Genomic DNA, 17482 nt, shown 5'->3' on the forward strand with positions numbered 1-17482 from the left:
TTTATTAACCAACTGTATTATGAGGGGGATAAAGATTGTTTATTCATATTGGAGGAGACAATGTTATTCGTTCGGAAGAAGTCGTTAGTATTATTGATTATGCTTTTGTATCTTCATCAACCATTAATGATGAGATGATAGCCAACCAACGTCAAGCTAATAATGTATTAGATCTCCATCAAGAAGAAACGAAATCTGTTGTTATTACAACTGATAGAATCTATTATAGCCCCTTAGCTGTTTTGACGTTAAAAAAACGTGCAAATATGATCGCTACGATTAGTAAACTAGATGACTATAGTAGTGAAGAAACGTTTGAAGATACGTAAGTAAATAAGCAACGCTATGATCATGCATAAATGAATCCAAAGAATGAAAATCAAGAAAATAAACGATAGGTTTATTTTCAGATAGAAGTGTAGGTGATCGAATTGACAATGGAAGAAAAGGCATCAATGGAACAAGTTTATGATGAAAATCAGATACAGGTATTAGAAGGATTAGAAGCGGTTCGAAAACGTCCTGGCATGTACATTGGCTCAACCAATGAAAAAGGGTTACACCACTTAGTCTGGGAGATCGTTGATAACAGTATTGATGAAGCATTAGCAGGTTACTGTGATCACATCCAAGTTGTTATAGAAGAAGACAATAGTATCTCAGTAACAGATAATGGTAGAGGGATTCCTGTTGGGATACAAGAAAAAACAGGACGTCCTGCTGTTGAGGTAATTATGACTGTACTGCATGCTGGGGGTAAATTCGGTGGTGGAGGTTACAAAGTATCAGGTGGTCTTCATGGCGTAGGAGCGTCGGTGGTAAATGCTTTATCTACTTCTTTAGAGGTATATGTACATCGCGACGGCAACATATATTATTTAACGTTTGAACGAGGAAAGCTAAAAGAGGAAATACAAGTCATTGGTACAACGGACATAACCGGAACAAGAACGCATTTCACACCAGATCCAGAGATTTTTTCTGAAACAACAACGTATAGTTATGATATCTTGTCTCAACGTATACGTGAACTAGCATTCTTAAACAAAGGATTATCTATCTCGATTGAGGATAAACGCGAAGGTGGCGAGCAAGAAACCTTTCACTACGAAGGTGGAATTAGTTCTTATGTAGAGCATCTTAATCGTTCTAGAGAGGTACTCCATGAACCATTCTATGCAGAAAAAGAAGAAGCAGGCATTAATGTTGAAGTAGCGCTACAATATAATGATGGCTTTGCTAGTAACATCTATTCCTTTGCTAACAATATTCACACGTATGAAGGTGGTACCCATGAATCAGGATTTAAAACTGGGTTAACGCGTGTTATTAATGATTACGCAAGAAAGAATAATCTATTCAAAGAAAATGATCCAAACCTAACCGGTGATGATGTACGTGAAGGACTAACAGCAATTATTTCAATCAAACATCCTGATCCACAGTTTGAAGGACAAACGAAAACAAAACTAGGAAATAGCGAAGCACGAACGATTACAGACGCCGCATTTAGTGAGCTTTTTTCTAAATTCTTATTTGAAAATCCTGATACGGCTCGAATTGTTGTCGAAAAAGGATTGATGGCTTCTCGGGCACGAATGGCAGCGAAAAAAGCACGTGAATTGACGAGACGTAAAGGTGCATTGGAAGTTTCGAATCTACCAGGTAAATTAGCAGATTGTTCTTCTCGTGATGCTTCCAAAAGTGAGCTTTATATTGTGGAGGGTGACTCTGCAGGTGGTTCAGCAAAACAAGGACGAAGTCGACATTTTCAAGCAATTTTACCATTGCGAGGTAAAATTCTTAATGTAGAGAAAGCGCGTTTAGATAAAATTCTATCAAACAATGAAATTCGTTCAATTATTACAGCACTAGGTACTGGGATTGGCGAAGACTTTGATATATCCAAAGCACGCTATCATAAAGTAGTAATTATGACCGATGCGGACGTTGATGGCGCTCATATTCGGACATTATTATTAACCTTTTTCTACCGGTATATGCGTCCATTAATTGATTATGGTTACATTTACATTGCACAACCACCACTTTATAAAGTACAGCAAGGAAAAGCAGCTTACTATGCATACAATGATAAAGAAATGGAACGAATTATTAGTGAGTTGCCAAAACAACCAAAACCAGGCTTGCAACGTTATAAAGGGCTTGGTGAAATGAATGCTACCCAACTTTGGGAAACCACAATGGATCCAGAAAATCGAACACTATTACAAGTAAACTTAGAAGATGCGATTGAAGCGGATCAAGTATTTGACATGTTAATGGGGGATAAGGTCGAGCCACGTCGTAACTTTATCCAAGATAACGCGATTTATGTTAAAAACCTTGATGTATAAAATGAGAATTTGATAGTGGAGGTTTGACCTCTGCTAATCATTCTCCAAATTCTTAGCGTCTGAGAAAGATAAAGCAATAGATGATGAAAGCATGGAAGCAATGTCCTCAGTAGGATAGGAGGTAGTCATATGGTGGATAATCAACGTCCACAGGTACAAGAAGTAAATATAGGAAAAGAAATGCGTACGTCATTTTTAGACTACGCAATGAGTGTAATTGTTTCACGAGCATTACCAGATGTTAGAGATGGTATGAAGCCGGTACATCGTCGTATCCTTTATGCTATGAATGATTTGGGCATGCACGCAGATAAAGCATACAAAAAATCGGCTCGTATTGTCGGTGATGTAATTGGTAAGTATCACCCACACGGTGATTCTGCTGTTTATGAAGCGATGGTAAGAATGGCGCAAGATTTCAGCTATCGTTATATGCTTGTTGATGGGCACGGAAACTTTGGTTCAGTAGACGGTGACCCAGCAGCAGCCATGCGTTATACCGAAGCTCGTATGTCCAAGATATCAATGGAAATACTTCGTGATATTAATAAAGATACCATTGATTATATGGATAATTATGATGGTTCAGAACGCGAACCAAGCGTGTTACCATCACGTTTTCCAAATTTATTGGTAAATGGTGCATCTGGTATTGCTGTTGGTATGGCAACGAATATCCCCCCGCATCAATTAGGTGAGACTATTGATGCGGTATTAGCCGTAAGTAAAGATCCTGATATTTCGATTGAAGAATTAATGGAAAATTACGTACATGGCCCTGACTTTCCAACTGGGGGTATGATTTTAGGACGAAGTGGTATAAGAAAAGCTTACGAAACAGGAAAAGGTTCGATTACCATTCGAGCAAAAGCGGAAATTGAAGAAAAAGCAAATGGAAAATCGACTATTATTGTTTCAGAATTACCTTATCAAGTGAATAAAGCCAAGTTAATTGAAAAAATCGCTGAGCTTGCCCGAGATAAGAAGATTGAGGGAATTACTGACTTAAGAGATGAATCAGACCGTAACGGTATGCGTATGGTAATTGAATTAAGACGTGACGTAAATCCAAACGTCTTATTGAATAACTTGTATAAATTGACTGCCTTACAAACATCTTTTGGTATTAATATGCTTGCTCTAGTAGATGGTCAACCGAAAGTACTTAATTTAAAACAAGCACTATCTCACTATTTAGAGCACCAAAAAGAAATTATTAAACGCCGTACGGAATATGAGTTACGTAAAGCAGAAGCGCGCGCGCATATTTTAGAAGGGCTTCGTATTGCCCTTGATCATATCGATGAAATTATAACGCTTATCCGTGAATCAGCCACAGCAGATATTGCACGAAATGGTTTAATGGAAAACTATGAGTTATCAGAAAAACAAGCTCAAGCCATTTTAGATATGCGTTTGCAACGTCTAACTGGTCTAGAACGCGATAAGATTGAAGAGGAATATCAAGAACTTATTAAATTAATTGCAGAGTTAAAAGCAATTTTAGCGGATGATGAAAAATTACTTGAGATTATTCGTGAAGAGCTGCTGCAAATCAAAGAAAAGTTTAACGATACTCGTCGAACAGAGATTGTTGTTGGTGGTACAGACTTCTTTGAAGATGAAGATTTAATTCCAGAAGAGAATATTGTTATCACCTTAACGCATCAAGGATATATTAAACGATTGCCTTCTTCGACGTATCGTACCCAACGCCGAGGTGGTCGAGGCATTCAAGGAATGGATACCAATGAAGATGACTTTGTTGAACATCTCGTGTCCACTTCTACCCATGATACGGTACTATTTTTCAGTAATAAAGGGAAAGTCTATCGTGCCAAAGGTTATGAAGTTCCTGAGTTTGGCCGAACAGCAAAGGGTATACCGATTATTAATTTATTAGAGATTGATAAAGATGAATGGATCAATGCTGTGATTACAGTACATGAATTTGAGGAAGATTGGTACTTATTCTTTACCACAAAAGATGGTGTCTCTAAACGAACCTCACTTTCTCAATTTGCTAATATCCGAAAAGGCGGTTTAATCGCGCTCAATCTAAGAGAAGATGATGAACTAATATCTGTTCGTCTAACGGATGGAACGAAGCATATCATGATCGGTACGAAGAAAGGTTCTTTAATTCGGTTTGAAGAGGAACAAATTCGCTCGATGGGGAGAACCGCAGCTGGTGTGAAAGGAATCTCTTTACGTGAAGATGATGAGGTTGTTTCAATGGAAATAATCGATGATGGTGTGCACGTCTTGAATGTAACGGAAAATGGTTATGGTAAGCAAACTCCAGCAACAGAATACCGAATTACTAATCGTGGTGGTAAAGGGATTTCGACATGTAATATAACTGATAAAACAGGTAATGTTGTCGCAGTTAAAGCAGTCACTGGTGAAGAAGATGTGATGATTATTACCGAAGCAGGTGTCTTAATACGAATGCCTGTGGAAGGAATTTCAGTTACGGGAAGAAATACGCAAGGTGTACGACTCATTCGCTTGCAAGAAAATGAAAAAGTAGCCACTGTAGCTAGAATTGAAACCGAGCAAGAAGAAGAAATATTAGAAGCAGAGCAACTTGAAGAAACCGATCAACCAGAAGAATAGATAACAGCAGACAAACGAATGGTTCCTTACGTAATGAAAGGAACCATTCTTATTACTAAAAATGACTGATGTTTGATTAAGCTATAATGCATCGATAGAAAGGTAGTGATACGAAGTGGAAGTTCATCCTACACAGCTTATTCCTCAATGTATAATAGTTGATGATGTAATGGGTAGAACAAATCGAGCGATTATACAAAAAGATACCGTGCTCAATGAATTACATATTGAATTTTTGCAGAAATTTTTCGTTGACAAAGTGGAAGTAGCTGAAAAATTAGCTACTGGCGAACCATATCACCCGAAGGTAAGACAAGACTATAATGGTAAGCAAGCTAACACCAGTCGTGTAGAGTCATTATCCTTATGGGATCATTATGAAGAAACTGTTTCAAATTATAAGCATATGTTTCAACGTTGGCAAAGTGGTTCACCTGTTGACATGCAGGAGGTTCGAACATTAATTGTTCCTTTATTGGAGCGAATTGATGAATTTGGTCTTGCTTTGTTAGCTTTATATAAGCATGTTGATCAAGAAGACTACTTCTACCATCATAGTGTAGCAACAAGTATTCTATCGACGATGTTAGCAAAAAAAATGGGTATAAAAAAAGAATGGCTTCAGATAGGAATTGCCGCATTCCTTGCAGAAAGCGGCATGGCAAAAGTTCACCCTTCTATTATTTATAAAGAAGGTATGTTAACAGAAGCAGATTTTAACGAAATTAAGAAACATCCAACTTACTCTTATCGTTATATTGAAAAGACTCCTTCCTTATCACATGGTGCAAAATTAGCTATCCTACAACATCATGAACGATTAGACGGGACTGGATATCCGTTAGGGGTAAAAGATGATAAAATTCATAAGTATGCTAAAATAATTGCCATATGTGACACCTATCATGCGATGACTTCTGTACGAGATTATCGTAAGCGATTATCTCCATTTGCTACATTGGAACAAATGGAACAAGATAAGTTTCAAAAGTTTGATCAACAAATATTGAAAAAATTCATTCGGTCCATGGCTGCCCTACCTCTAGGCACAAAAGTAAGGCTTTCTAATCAAGCTATTGGTGAAATTGTTCATATCGAACTAACCGCTCCAACACGGCCGATTATTCGTATGGAAACGAGTAACGAACTGTTATCATTAAAAATAACCAAAGATATATCTATTGAAGACGTGCTGTCTTAACAAATCAACAGCATAATCAAAATACGTTGTTCACTTTGTATAGCAGAGAAGATCGTATTTTGACTATGTTTTTTTTATGTTCATTTCTTATTAATCCCCTATCCTTAACGTTTGTTGAACCATGTTTAAATAATATTCAAGATAGCTAGGTACTTTTGTTGCTGTGATGGTTAAAAACTCCTTTACAATCGCATAGTCGCCAGATTGCTGGGTATGCATCAAGTCCCCCCACCATTCAGATTCATAGCGTGCAAGCATACTGAAATGATAAAGCAACATAAAGTGATGCATTATCTCATGGGTATGAAACGGGATCTCTCGCTTCAAAGGAAAATAAACTTTATCTAATTGCTCATCAAAATAAAATGGATTAGACTCGACAGCAGAAATAGGTTGTTTTAACGCACAAGTGAATTGATCATCGTGATTAGTTACTTCTACTACCTGTACATAGGAAGCTAATTTTTTGATGAACTGTTGTTGTGTGATATGGTAGCTATCCAGAATATCATTAGGGAATACCAACTTAGAATTAGCTAGCTCGCTAACAAAAATAAAATTAGGCTGTTTTCCAGAAAAAATAAATAAATGATCAAGTTCTGGAATAGATTTTAACAAGCGGTCAATTGTTATTTTATTATTAGTGAACGGTGTGCTAGTAAATAACTTGGCAGAAAAATAGGGAAATAGCCCTTTTTGTTGAATCTTCACTTCATCTTGAAGTAATTGATATTGTTGTTTCTTTTGTTTGCGTGTGGATAAACCATGAGCTAACAAAGCCGTACTAGATGGATACGTTGGTATTTTGGTTAACAGACAAGCTTTGATTAGATGAATCATCCCATAATAATAAAGCAAGGGCTTGATTACCATTGGTGATTGATTACCTGTTTCATAATAAAGTAATCCGTGTTTTATATAATAAAAAAATCGTTCACTATTTTGATAACTCCATCGTTTATCATCTATAATTTGTTGGTTTTGGTAACATTTTTGCAAAAAACCACGCGCATGATCTTGTGATTGTAAATAACTAAATAGTAGATGTGAATGATGCATCATGTGTCTTCCTCATTTATTAGTAAGGATAATAGAAATTAATAAATAGAATATATAAAAAGGTTGAAAATCATGTGGCTATGGCTTATTGTAAATAACAATAAGAAAAAATAGCTTGCTTTCAACTTGTAATAGTTTATCCAGCAAAGCAAACATTATGAAATCATAAATAACTTAGGGAGGGAATTGTGTAAAATGAGAGAGGACAAGTTTGCGAAGGAAGGCTTAACATTTGATGATGTATTATTAATGCCAGCCAAGTCAGAAGTTTTACCACGTGATGTGTCAACAAAAGTAAAATTATCTGAAAAAATTACATTAAATATTCCATTACTTAGCGCCGGAATGGATACGGTCACAGAAGCTGAAATGGCCATTGCTATGGCGCGCCAAGGCGGTATTGGGATCATTCATAAAAATATGTCCATTGAAGACCAAGCTGAGCAAGTAGATCGGGTTAAACGTTCCGAAAGTGGTGTTATTACCAATCCATTCTTTTTATTACCTGATAATCAAGTGTTTGATGCGGAACATCTAATGGGTAAATTTAGAATTTCTGGTGTTCCTATCGTCAATAACCAAGAAGATCAAGTGTTGGTGGGAATATTGACCAATCGTGATCTTCGTTTTATTGAGGATTATTCCATTAAAATTTCTGATGTGATGACCACAGAGAATTTAGTTACAGCGCCTGTTGGAACAACGTTGAATGAAGCAAGTCATATTTTACAAAAACATCGTATTGAAAAATTACCATTAATTGATGATAATGGTGTACTAAAAGGTTTAATCACTATTAAGGATATTGAGAAAGTCATTGAGTTCCCGAATGCTGCAAAAGATAAGCATGGCCGTTTACTAGCTGGCGCAGCCGTTGGGGTGACAGCTGATGCCATGACTCGAATTGAAAAACTAGTGGAAGCTGGTGTGGATGTACTTGTAATCGATACGGCACATGGTCATTCGCAAGGTGTAATTGAATCAGTGAAAAGAGTACGTGAAACCTATCCTGATTTAGATATTATTGCCGGTAATGTAGCGACACCAGAAGCTACCAAGGAATTAATTGAAGCGGGAGCAACTATCATTAAAGTTGGAATTGGACCTGGTTCTATCTGTACGACACGTGTTGTGGCAGGAGTAGGTGTTCCACAAATTACAGCAATTAATGACTGTGCAACAGAAGCAAACAAGTACAATATTCCTATTATTGCAGATGGTGGAATTAAATACTCTGGAGACATTGCTAAAGCACTAGCAGCAGGCGCTCATGTCGTGATGTTGGGAAGCTTATTTGCAGGGGTAACGGAAAGTCCAGGGGAAACTGAAATCTTCCAAGGTCGTCGTTATAAAGTTTATCGTGGTATGGGATCAGTAGCTTCAATGAAATCAGGTTCCAAAGACCGATATTTCCAAGATACTGAGGATGCAAAAAAATTAGTGCCCGAAGGAATAGAAGGTAGAGTTGCATACAAAGGACCATTAGCTGATACTGTACATCAACTACTTGGTGGACTTCGTTCTGGTATGGGTTACTGCGGTACCCAAGATTTAGAAGCATTGCGCAATGACGCTAAATTTATTCGTATGACAGGTGCTGGTTTAAGAGAATCACACCCACATGATGTTCAAATTACCAAAGAATCACCCAATTATTCGTTATAATCATCTAATTAGTATATTAAAAAATGATCCGGCCCTCCCTTCAAGATGGCCCGGATTTTTTTGTGTAAAATAATGAAATGCAAGGATTTAATCGTTTTAAACTTCACATAATCTTCTCATGCCATTCTGGTACAAAAGTACATTCCACTTTTCGATAGGATATGATAAAATATTTTGTATGTATTAAAAATTTGGAGGTATAGAAGGTTGAAACGTAGAATAAAGACATCCGTGTATTTTGTATTTGCTTTTGTCATTTTCCTGACTTCCATCGGTTTCTCGCCTTTGCAAGTTGCAGCAGCTGATCTTGATTTAAAGGCTGAATCAGCGATATTAATTGATGGAGAAACAGGGCAAATTCTTTTTGCTAAAAATGCTGATATAAAATTGCCACCTGCAAGTATGACTAAAATGATGACGGAATACCTTACGATGGAAGCAATTAAAAATGAAACGATTACTTGGGAAACCGAAACAGGTATTAGTAATTATGCTTACCGTATTTCTGGTGATAGTTCATCATCTGGAATTGGATTGCGTCAGGACAAGCAATATACAGTCAAAGATTTGTATGAAGCGATGGCAATAAACTCTGATAATGCAGCAAGTATTGCTTTAGCAGAATTAATTGCTGGTAGCGAAGGCGAATTCGTTAAAATGATGAATCAAAAAGCCGAAGAGCTAGGTATGAAAGAATATGAATTTGTTAATACGACAGGTTTATCAAATAGTGACTTAGGTGAAGATCATCCTGCAGGAACAGATCCGAATGCAGACAATTTACTTTCTGCACGTGCTGCAGCATTATTAGCATATCATTTAGTAAATGATTATCCAGAATCATTGGAATATTCTAGTCAGCTAACAGACGAACTAGATGGACGCACGACCCAAAACTGGAATTGGATGTTACCTTGGAACAACGATAACTTCGCACAGTACTATTACGAGGGCATTGACGGACTGAAAACAGGACATACGGATGCAGCGGGCTATACCTTTACCGGAACAGCTGAACGAGATGGTCGTCGGTTAATTTCTGTTGTAATGAAAACAGATAGCATCGGTGCACGTTTTGAACAAACAAAGAAATTAATGGATTACGGTTTTAATCAGTTCTCTAAACAAGAACTGTATCCAGCTGGCTATCAAATAGAAGATGAATCAACGTTAAATGTATCCAAAGGAAAAGAAGATACTGTCGAAGTAGAAAGTAAAAATGCGATTACTGCTACAGTGAAAAATGGAGAAGAAGAAGCATACAGTGTGAACTACCGTTTGAACGAAGATTTATTAGATGAAGATGGTAATCTTATTGCTCCAGTTGAAAAAGGACAAGTTGTTGGAACAATGGAATTGATTTATACTGGCTCCAAAGCTAATGGTTACATTACTGGAGATGGTCAAAAACAATCGGTTGACTTAGTCGCTACTACTGCAGTAGAAAAATCAAATTGGTTTATGCTAGCACTTGGAGCGATTGGCGACTTTTTTGGTAATATCTTTACAAGTGTAAAAGATACCGTGGTCGGCTGGTTCTCTTAATATCATAACGTAAAAGGAATTGTCTTCTGGGCAATTCCTTTTTTTAAAAATCGCTTATTCCGACCAGTTTGGTAGCGATTAACTTGCACGTTGGCACACGAATGGTATACAATGTTGCATAATAAACGTGTTAAACATAAATAGGGGGATGAATTTCATGGCAAATGTAGGGACAGATAGAGTTAAACGGGGCATGGCAGAGATGCAAAAAGGTGGCGTCATTATGGACGTCGTTAACGCAGAACAGGCCAAGATTGCCGAAGAAGCGGGAGCCGTAGCTGTTATGGCTTTAGAGCGTGTACCTTCTGATATTCGTGCCGCTGGTGGCGTAGCTCGAATGGCAGATCCGACCATCGTGGAAGAAGTAATGAACGCGGTATCGATTCCAGTGATGGCAAAAGCGCGGATTGGACATATAGTAGAAGCTCGTGTATTAGAATCAATGGGTGTTGATTATATTGATGAAAGTGAGGTATTAACTCCGGCCGATGAAGTATATCATTTAAATAAAAAAGACTACACGATTCCGTTTGTTTGTGGTTGCCGTGATTTAGGCGAAGCGGCTCGTCGGATTGGCGAAGGTGCGTCTATGTTGCGTACCAAAGGAGAGCCTGGAACAGGTAATATAGTCGAAGCAGTACGACATATGCGTGAAGTAAACGGACAGGTGCGTAAATTGATAGGCATGTCAGAGGATGAGATCATGACGTACGCAAAAGAATTAGGCGCACCTTATCACGTGCTCGTAGCTATTAAAGAAAACGGTCGTTTACCTGTCGTTAACTTTGCTGCTGGGGGTGTAGCAACACCAGCTGATGCCGCCTTAATGATGCAACTAGGTGCAGATGGGGTTTTTGTTGGTTCAGGTATTTTTAAATCAGATGAACCAGCTAAATTTGCAAAAGCGATCGTGGAAGCAACAACACATTATGACGATTATGAATTAATTGCGAAAGTATCCAAAGGAATTGGTACAGCAATGAAAGGAATCGAAATTAGTACAATTGCACCTGAACAACGCATGCAAGACCGTGGTTGGTAAGCTGAAGTAAGGAAGGGATATGTTATGGTGAAAATAGGCGTGTTAGGCTTACAAGGTGCAGTAAGGGAGCATGTTCGCTCGATTGAAGCAGCACAAGGAGAAGCTATCGTTGTGAAAAAGAAAGAGCAGTTAGCAGAAATAGACGGGCTTATCTTACCGGGTGGTGAAAGTACCACTATGCGTCGTTTAATCAATCAATATGGCTTCTTAGAACCTTTACAACAATTTGGTCAAGCAGGAAAACCGATTTTTGGGACTTGCGCTGGTTTGATCTTGTTAGCGAAAGAAATCGTTGGCCAGCCAGCTGCACATTTAGGGCTAATGGATATCAAAGTCGAACGAAATGCATTTGGTAGACAACGTGAATCGTTCGAGGCTATATTACCAATCAAAGACATTGCCGATGACTTTGAAGCAGTATTTATTCGAGCTCCCTATATTGTAGAAGTAGGTCCGAATGTAGAAGTATTAGCAACCGATCAAGACAGAATCGTTGCAGCTCGGGAAGGACATTACTTATGTAGTGCGTTTCATCCTGAGTTAACCGATGATTACAGGTTAACAGCATATTTTGTTAAAATGGTTGAAGAATCACAAAAACATCTTGCATCTTAAGATAGTTTTCGTTATGATAGTACAAAATAAGTTGTGAGATGAACAAATAAAGCATTGAAGGGAACTAGTAACAGATATTTCTTTCCGAAGAGAGCTGATGGTCGGTGCGAATCAGTGAAAGAACACTGTGAATCCATCCTGGAGTGGTATGTGGCTGAAAACATACCCGGTTTACCGTCATAAGCCGTTATCGAATAATGAAGCTGGAAGAAAGGCTGTGCCTTTTTTCAATCAGGGTGGTATCGCGGGAAAAACTCTCGTCCCTAATGTTGTTTAGGGGCGGGGGTTTTTTGTTTGTTTCACGTGAAAAGAAAAAAGGCTCTATACTAAATGTGGTGGTATCCCTTGATTTCTCAAAGCTTCCCTCGAAGAAAAAAATACACGCAACCCCTCTCTTTAATAATGGATATATTGAGGGTGTGAACAACACAATAAAAGTGACGAAATGCATATCTTAGGGCATTAAGCGTTTTGAGCGATTGAAAAAGAAGATACTGGGGTGTCAAGAGATAAGAAACATCTTATTATAAAAGTACCTTAGCAGAGGACATATGCGAGACTCCTACGGGAATAGCAAATGTTTTCGATGGGACGAGTAATCGCAGTCCCACGCGTCCGAAGATCCACTTGGTTAAGTGATTTTCTTTACCAAGTGCCGTGCCCGAGGAAAGCGCGTATATTTCCCCTGCGGTTCAGGTACAAGTATGATGAATAATGTAAGTGTAATAAAAGAGATGATGGAGTAAAAATTGCACCACCACATTTGACAGAGAACCAGAAAAAAATGGAGGCATAAACTTATGTTAGATATCAAACGTTTACGTAATAATTTTGACGAAGTAAAAGAAAAGTTAAAGTATCGAGGCGAAGACCTATCTGATTTAGATGCGTTTGGTGAACTTGACCAACGCAGACGTCAATTAATCGCTGAAACGGAAGAATTAAAAGCGAAACGAAATGAAGTGTCAAAAGAAATAGCTGCCTTGAAAAAAGAAAAGAAAGATGCCGATGATATGATTCGTGAAATGCGAGAAGTCGGTGATCAAATTAAAACCATTGATACCGAATTAAAAGAAGTAGAGGAAAGATTAGAAACACTACTTCTCTCTATCCCAAACATTCCACATGAATCTACTCCAATTGGTGAAACGGAGGAGGACAATGTAGAGGTTCGTAGCTGGGGAGAAGTAACAGCGCCTGCATTTGCGCAGCAAGCACATTGGGATCTAGCGACGAATTTAGATATTTTGGATTTTGAACGAGCAGCAAAAGTAACAGGAAGCCGTTTTGTATTTTATAAAGGTTTAGGAGCAAGATTAGAACGCGCTTTACTTAACTTTATGATGGATCTTCATGCCGATGAACACGACTATCAAGAATTACTACCACCATATATGGTGAATCGCACAAGTATGACAGGAACTGGTCAATTACCTAAATTTGAAGAAGATGCGTTTAAGATTCAAGATTGGGAGTATTTCTTAGTTCCAACAGCTGAAGTACCAGTAACGAATTATTATCGTGATGATATTTTAACAGCTAATAATCTACCACAAAAATTTGTTGCATTTAGTGCATCTTTCCGTTCTGAGGCAGGATCTGCTGGTCGTGATACACGTGGATTAATTCGCCAACACCAATTTAATAAAGTAGAGTTAGTGCAATTTGTTAAACCAGAAGATTCTTACGAGGTATTAGAAGAACTAACAGGACATGCAGAAAAAGTATTACAATTATTGAAATTACCTTATCGTGTGATGAGTATGTGTACGGCTGACTTAGGCTTTACCGCAGCGAAAAAATACGATATTGAAGTTTGGATGCCAAGCAATGATACGTATCGTGAGATCTCTTCTTGTTCTAATTTTGAAGACTTTCAAGCACGTCGAGCAGGTATTCGTTTCCGTCGTGAAGAAAAAGCAAAACCAGAATTTGTTCATACATTGAACGGATCTGGGTTAGCGATTGGGCGTACCGTTGCTGCGATCATGGAGAACTATCAACAAGCGGATGGTAGTATTCAAATTCCTGAAGTATTACAGCCATACATGGGTGGGAAAACAGAAATTAAATAAATTCGTAAATATTATTGACATATATAAGAATAGCTGATATTATAAATTTTGTCGTCAGTTTTGGAGGAGTACCCAAGTCCGGCTGAAGGGATCGGTCTTGAAAACCGACAGGGGCTTCACGGCCCGCGGGGGTTCGAATCCCTCCTCCTCCGCCATTCTTATACATAAAAAATGATGAAATAATAAATGAAACAACAGGAATCATTACCTATTGGTAGTGATTCCTGTTTTTTTGTTTAGAAAACCCACGCATTTCCTCATCTGTACCTATCAATTTCCGTAATTTACGCAAGATTATAACATACCATGTCATTTACAAAAAGTAAATATTGTAAACTAAATATTTACAGTACTTTCATTCTCTTTTTACATTCATTTGTTAGCATAGCATTTGTAAGACAAGCAGTGTGATGGGGAGGAAACAAGATGGATGTACATTTAGATCAATTAACCATGCAGTTTAACGATACTACTGCTGTTGATAGCATTACAACAACAATTAAGGACGGAGAACTCGTTTCTTTATTGGGACCTAGCGGTTGTGGTAAAAGTACGACTTTAATGCTTTTGTCTGGCTTATATAAACCAACAGCTGGTGATATATATTTTGGTGATGAAAAGGTAACAACAATGGATGCTGAAAAAAGAGGAATTGGCATGGTTTTTCAAAACTATGCTTTATATCCGCATCTTTCCGTATTAAAAAATATTATGTTCCCACTAAAAATGCAAAAGGTACCAAAAAAAGAAGCAATCCAACAAGTGATGGAAATGGCGAAACTTGTTCAAATTGATCACTTGCTTGATCGTAAGCCTGCCCAGCTATCAGGTGGGCAGCAACAACGAGTGGCAATTGCTCGTGCACTCGTCAAAAAACCAAAACTATTATTACTAGATGAACCTTTGTCTAATTTAGATGCAAGATTACGTCTCGAAATGCGCGAAGAAATTAGAAGGATACAACAAGAGGTTGGTATCACCGCCGTATTTGTGACGCATGACCAAGAAGAAGCATTAAGTATTTCTGATCGTGTCATGCTTATGAATAATGGGGTGTTACAACAAGAGAATGCACCACAGCAAATGTATCGAAAACCAGAAAACATTTTTGCTGCCAGCTTTCTTGGTAATCCTCCAATTAATTTCTTAACATTACATAAAACTGAAAACAATACCTATGTGATTCAAGGTTCTAGTCAGACATTGGAATTACCAAGTATGAAATGGCAAACCCATGAAGCGTTCCAAATGGGCTTACGACCAGAAGATTTATACACTGTACCTGAAGAAGAGGGGTTATTCTCTGGCGAAATCATTCATATGGAGACCATCGGAAGAGATACGTTGATTCGCTTGCAACTAGGTGACGTGACTGTTCGAGCATTAGTCGATCCAAAAAGTCGACTTCGAGTGGGAGATCGATGCAGCTTAGCGATTGAACCACAAGAGGTACATTATTTTGATCCGAAAACAGGTGAACGACTCAGAGGAGGAAATGACAATGATGCTCAAGCCAACTTGGAAAAGCACGCTTAAAGCTCTTCTATACTTGTTACCAGCGCTGTTAATCCTTGTTACGTTTAATATCTATCCGATTGTTAAGTCTTTCTTAATGAGCTTCTACACGAATTATGATTTTTTTAAGAACATTATCAATGAACGTGGATTTAGTAATTTTATTGAGCTATTCCAAGATCCCAATTTTATTCAAGCTCTACAAAATACCGTGATCTTTGTGATTGGTGTTGTTCCAATATCTATCATCTTATCCTTAGCAATTGCGATATTACTTAATAGTAAAATAAAATTTTCTGGTTTGTTTCGTACCATTTATTTTTTACCTTTTGTAACATCGGTCGTTGCCGTAGCGATTGTTTGGAGTTGGATCTTCCATTCTGACTATGGTTTATTGAATTATTTCCTCGGTTGGTTTGGAGTTGATCCAATTGATTGGCTTACTGATCCGACATTTGCAATGCCCGCTTTAATCATTTTGAGCATCTGGAAAGGGTTAGGCTTTAACATCATCATTTTCTTAGCGGGTTTACAAAGTGTGAATGAACAATATTATTTAGCTGCAAAGGTTGATGGAGCTTCCGCTTGGCATCGCTTCAAGAGTGTGACATTGCCATTGTTATCACCAACGATGTTTTTCGTGTCAATTATCTCGATCATTAATGCTTTTAAAGTGTTTGATGAAATATTTGCCTTATTTAACGGGAAACCAGGTCCGGCCAACAGTGCATTAACCGTTGTGTATTATGTTTATCAAAAATTCTATGAAGAGTGGGAATTTGGGTTAGCATCTGCAGCTGCCTTTGTGTTATTTATCATCGTCTTCTTATTTACGATCATTCAATTAATTATCGGGAGAAAATTTGTTCACTATCAATAAGGAGGAATTCGATGCGTTCCGCACTATCTAAATCAACTATTTATATCTTACTCGCTATTGGTGCAGTATTTATGTTATTGCCTTTTGTTTGGATGCTTAGTACATCCTTAAAAGCACCAAACGAAGTAATGGCAATGCCGCCCGTTTGGATTCCTTCTGAACTGAATTGGGATAATTTTACCGAAGCTTTAGCTGTAGCACCATTTGATCGTTACTTTGTGAATAGTTTAATTGTTACTGTTATCAGTACAATTGGAGAATTAGTTACAACGATTTTAGCAGCGTATGCTTTTTCTCGAATTAATTTTTTTGGAAAAAATATTATTTTCGCTGTGTTATTAGGAACAATGATGGTCCCTGGAGAAGTATTGTTGATTCCAAACTTTGTTACTTTGTCCAATTTAGGATGGATTGATACCTATCAAGCATTAATCGTTCCTTGGACAGCAAGCGTATTTGCCATTTTCTTATTGCGTCAATTTTTCTTAGGGGTCCCAAAAGAACTATCCTTTGCAGCTAAAGTGGATGGCTGTAGTGAGTTTCGTTTCTTGTGGTATGTTATGGTCCCCTTAGCTAAACCAGCATTAATAACAGTTGCATTATTAAAAATTATTAATAGTTGGAATGCATTCTTGTGGCCATTAATTGTCACCAATTCACAAGAACTACGAACATTACCTGTTGGGTTATCTGCCTTTACAACAGAAGCTGGTATTAAATATGAATTACTGATGGCAGCTTCGACAATGGTCGTTGTACCAATGTTAATACTGTTCTTTATTATGCAGAAATATATTATTGCTGGTGTCGCAAGGTCTGGATTGAAAGGTTAGTAATCAGCTATTTTAGGAGGTGGTGCGAAACAAAAGGTAGGTCGTTTGCTAGCCAATTGTTATTCCAAATCCAAAT

At 37.8% G+C, this 17482-nt stretch carries 13 protein-coding genes, 1 tRNA gene and 1 other annotated feature; of the genes, 13 read left to right on the top strand and 1 reads right to left on the bottom strand.

Annotated elements, in window-relative coordinates:
* The first annotated feature begins 35 nt into the window (after positions 1 to 35).
* From remB to DES48_RS07455, 4 genes are all read left to right on the top strand, one after another.
* The gene (gene remB, locus DES48_RS07440) at positions 36 to 329 is read left to right on the top strand and encodes an extracellular matrix regulator RemB (protein ID WP_113868126.1); all 294 of its coding nucleotides are present in this window, start codon (positions 36 to 38) and stop codon (positions 327 to 329) included.
* A gap of 126 nt (positions 330 to 455) precedes the next feature.
* Entirely contained in the window at positions 456 to 2357 is a 1902-nt protein-coding gene (gyrB, locus tag DES48_RS07445; RefSeq protein WP_370622745.1) for a DNA topoisomerase (ATP-hydrolyzing) subunit B, read from the top strand.
* A 129-nt stretch (positions 2358 to 2486) separates the two neighbouring features.
* Positions 2487 to 4976, top strand: coding sequence for a DNA gyrase subunit A (gene gyrA / locus DES48_RS07450; RefSeq protein WP_079710058.1), 2490 nt, complete (start codon positions 2487 to 2489; stop codon positions 4974 to 4976).
* Positions 4977 to 5145: 169 nt separating this feature from the next.
* On the top strand, positions 5146 to 6177 hold the full coding sequence (locus DES48_RS07455; RefSeq protein ID WP_147232391.1) for an HD-GYP domain-containing protein: 1032 nt from the start codon (positions 5146 to 5148) through the stop codon (positions 6175 to 6177).
* A 90-nt stretch (positions 6178 to 6267) separates the two neighbouring features.
* Here the strand turns inward: DES48_RS07455 and DES48_RS07460 are convergent, their stop codons facing one another.
* Positions 6268 to 7239 (bottom strand): YaaC family protein, encoded by a 972-nt coding sequence (locus tag DES48_RS07460; RefSeq protein ID WP_113868132.1) that lies wholly within the window; start codon positions 7237 to 7239, stop codon positions 6268 to 6270.
* Positions 7240 to 7431: 192 nt separating this feature from the next.
* Between DES48_RS07460 and guaB the strand changes: the two genes are divergently transcribed.
* The 9 genes from guaB (at position 7432) to DES48_RS07510 (ending at position 17406) form a co-directional block, all read left to right on the top strand.
* Positions 7432 to 8901 carry an IMP dehydrogenase gene (gene guaB / locus DES48_RS07465; protein ID WP_079710055.1) on the top strand — a complete coding sequence of 490 codons (1470 nt, stop codon included), beginning with the start codon at positions 7432 to 7434 and terminating at the stop codon, positions 8899 to 8901.
* A 207-nt stretch (positions 8902 to 9108) separates the two neighbouring features.
* The gene (locus DES48_RS07470) at positions 9109 to 10446 is read left to right on the top strand and encodes a D-alanyl-D-alanine carboxypeptidase family protein (protein WP_113868134.1); all 1338 of its coding nucleotides are present in this window, start codon (positions 9109 to 9111) and stop codon (positions 10444 to 10446) included.
* A 157-nt stretch (positions 10447 to 10603) separates the two neighbouring features.
* On the top strand, positions 10604 to 11488 hold the full coding sequence (gene pdxS / locus DES48_RS07475; RefSeq protein WP_113868136.1) for a pyridoxal 5'-phosphate synthase lyase subunit PdxS: 885 nt from the start codon (positions 10604 to 10606) through the stop codon (positions 11486 to 11488).
* A 24-nt stretch (positions 11489 to 11512) separates the two neighbouring features.
* Positions 11513 to 12103: a pyridoxal 5'-phosphate synthase glutaminase subunit PdxT gene (gene pdxT / locus DES48_RS07480; RefSeq protein WP_113868138.1), complete on the top strand. Its 591-nt coding sequence runs from the start codon at positions 11513 to 11515 to the stop codon at positions 12101 to 12103.
* Positions 12104 to 12148: 45 nt separating this feature from the next.
* Positions 12149 to 12371, top strand: a binding site (T-box leader).
* A gap of 532 nt (positions 12372 to 12903) precedes the next feature.
* Complete coding sequence (gene serS, locus DES48_RS07490; RefSeq protein WP_113868143.1) at positions 12904 to 14178, top strand: serine--tRNA ligase; 1275 nt, start codon at positions 12904 to 12906, stop codon at positions 14176 to 14178.
* A 62-nt stretch (positions 14179 to 14240) separates the two neighbouring features.
* Positions 14241 to 14333: transfer RNA gene (locus DES48_RS07495), tRNA-Ser, on the top strand.
* Between the two features lie 271 nt (positions 14334 to 14604).
* Complete coding sequence (locus tag DES48_RS07500) at positions 14605 to 15714, top strand: ABC transporter ATP-binding protein (protein ID WP_113868145.1); 1110 nt, start codon at positions 14605 to 14607, stop codon at positions 15712 to 15714.
* The gene (locus tag DES48_RS07505) at positions 15680 to 16573 is read left to right on the top strand and encodes a carbohydrate ABC transporter permease (protein WP_113868147.1); all 894 of its coding nucleotides are present in this window, start codon (positions 15680 to 15682) and stop codon (positions 16571 to 16573) included. The genes DES48_RS07500 and DES48_RS07505 overlap by 35 nt, the downstream gene beginning before the upstream one ends.
* Positions 16574 to 16584: 11 nt before the next feature.
* Complete coding sequence (locus DES48_RS07510) at positions 16585 to 17406, top strand: carbohydrate ABC transporter permease (protein ID WP_113868149.1); 822 nt, start codon at positions 16585 to 16587, stop codon at positions 17404 to 17406.
* Positions 17407 to 17482: the final 76 nt, after the last annotated feature.

The organism is Paraliobacillus ryukyuensis (genome assembly GCF_003315295.1).
Classification (GTDB): domain Bacteria; phylum Bacillota; class Bacilli; order Bacillales; family Amphibacillaceae; genus Paraliobacillus; species Paraliobacillus ryukyuensis.

Bases quoted from the DNA above. Each gene is read 5' to 3' on its own strand.
- gyrB (WP_370622745.1), top strand. From the start codon at position 456: ATGGAACAAGTTTATGATGAAAATCAGATACAGGTATTAGAAGGATTA.
- gyrA (WP_079710058.1), top strand. From the start codon at position 2,487: ATGGTGGATAATCAACGTCCACAGGTACAAGAAGTAAATATAGGAAAA.
- DES48_RS07455 (WP_147232391.1), top strand. From the start codon at position 5,146: ATGGGTAGAACAAATCGAGCGATTATACAAAAAGATACCGTGCTCAAT.
- DES48_RS07460 (WP_113868132.1), bottom strand. From the start codon at position 7,239: ATGATGCATCATTCACATCTACTATTTAGTTATTTACAATCACAAGAT.
- guaB (WP_079710055.1), top strand. From the start codon at position 7,432: ATGAGAGAGGACAAGTTTGCGAAGGAAGGCTTAACATTTGATGATGTA.
- pdxS (WP_113868136.1), top strand. From the start codon at position 10,604: ATGGCAAATGTAGGGACAGATAGAGTTAAACGGGGCATGGCAGAGATG.
- pdxT (WP_113868138.1), top strand. From the start codon at position 11,513: ATGGTGAAAATAGGCGTGTTAGGCTTACAAGGTGCAGTAAGGGAGCAT.
- serS (WP_113868143.1), top strand. From the start codon at position 12,904: ATGTTAGATATCAAACGTTTACGTAATAATTTTGACGAAGTAAAAGAA.
- DES48_RS07500 (WP_113868145.1), top strand. From the start codon at position 14,605: ATGGATGTACATTTAGATCAATTAACCATGCAGTTTAACGATACTACT.
- DES48_RS07505 (WP_113868147.1), top strand. From the start codon at position 15,680: ATGATGCTCAAGCCAACTTGGAAAAGCACGCTTAAAGCTCTTCTATAC.
- DES48_RS07510 (WP_113868149.1), top strand. From the start codon at position 16,585: ATGCGTTCCGCACTATCTAAATCAACTATTTATATCTTACTCGCTATT.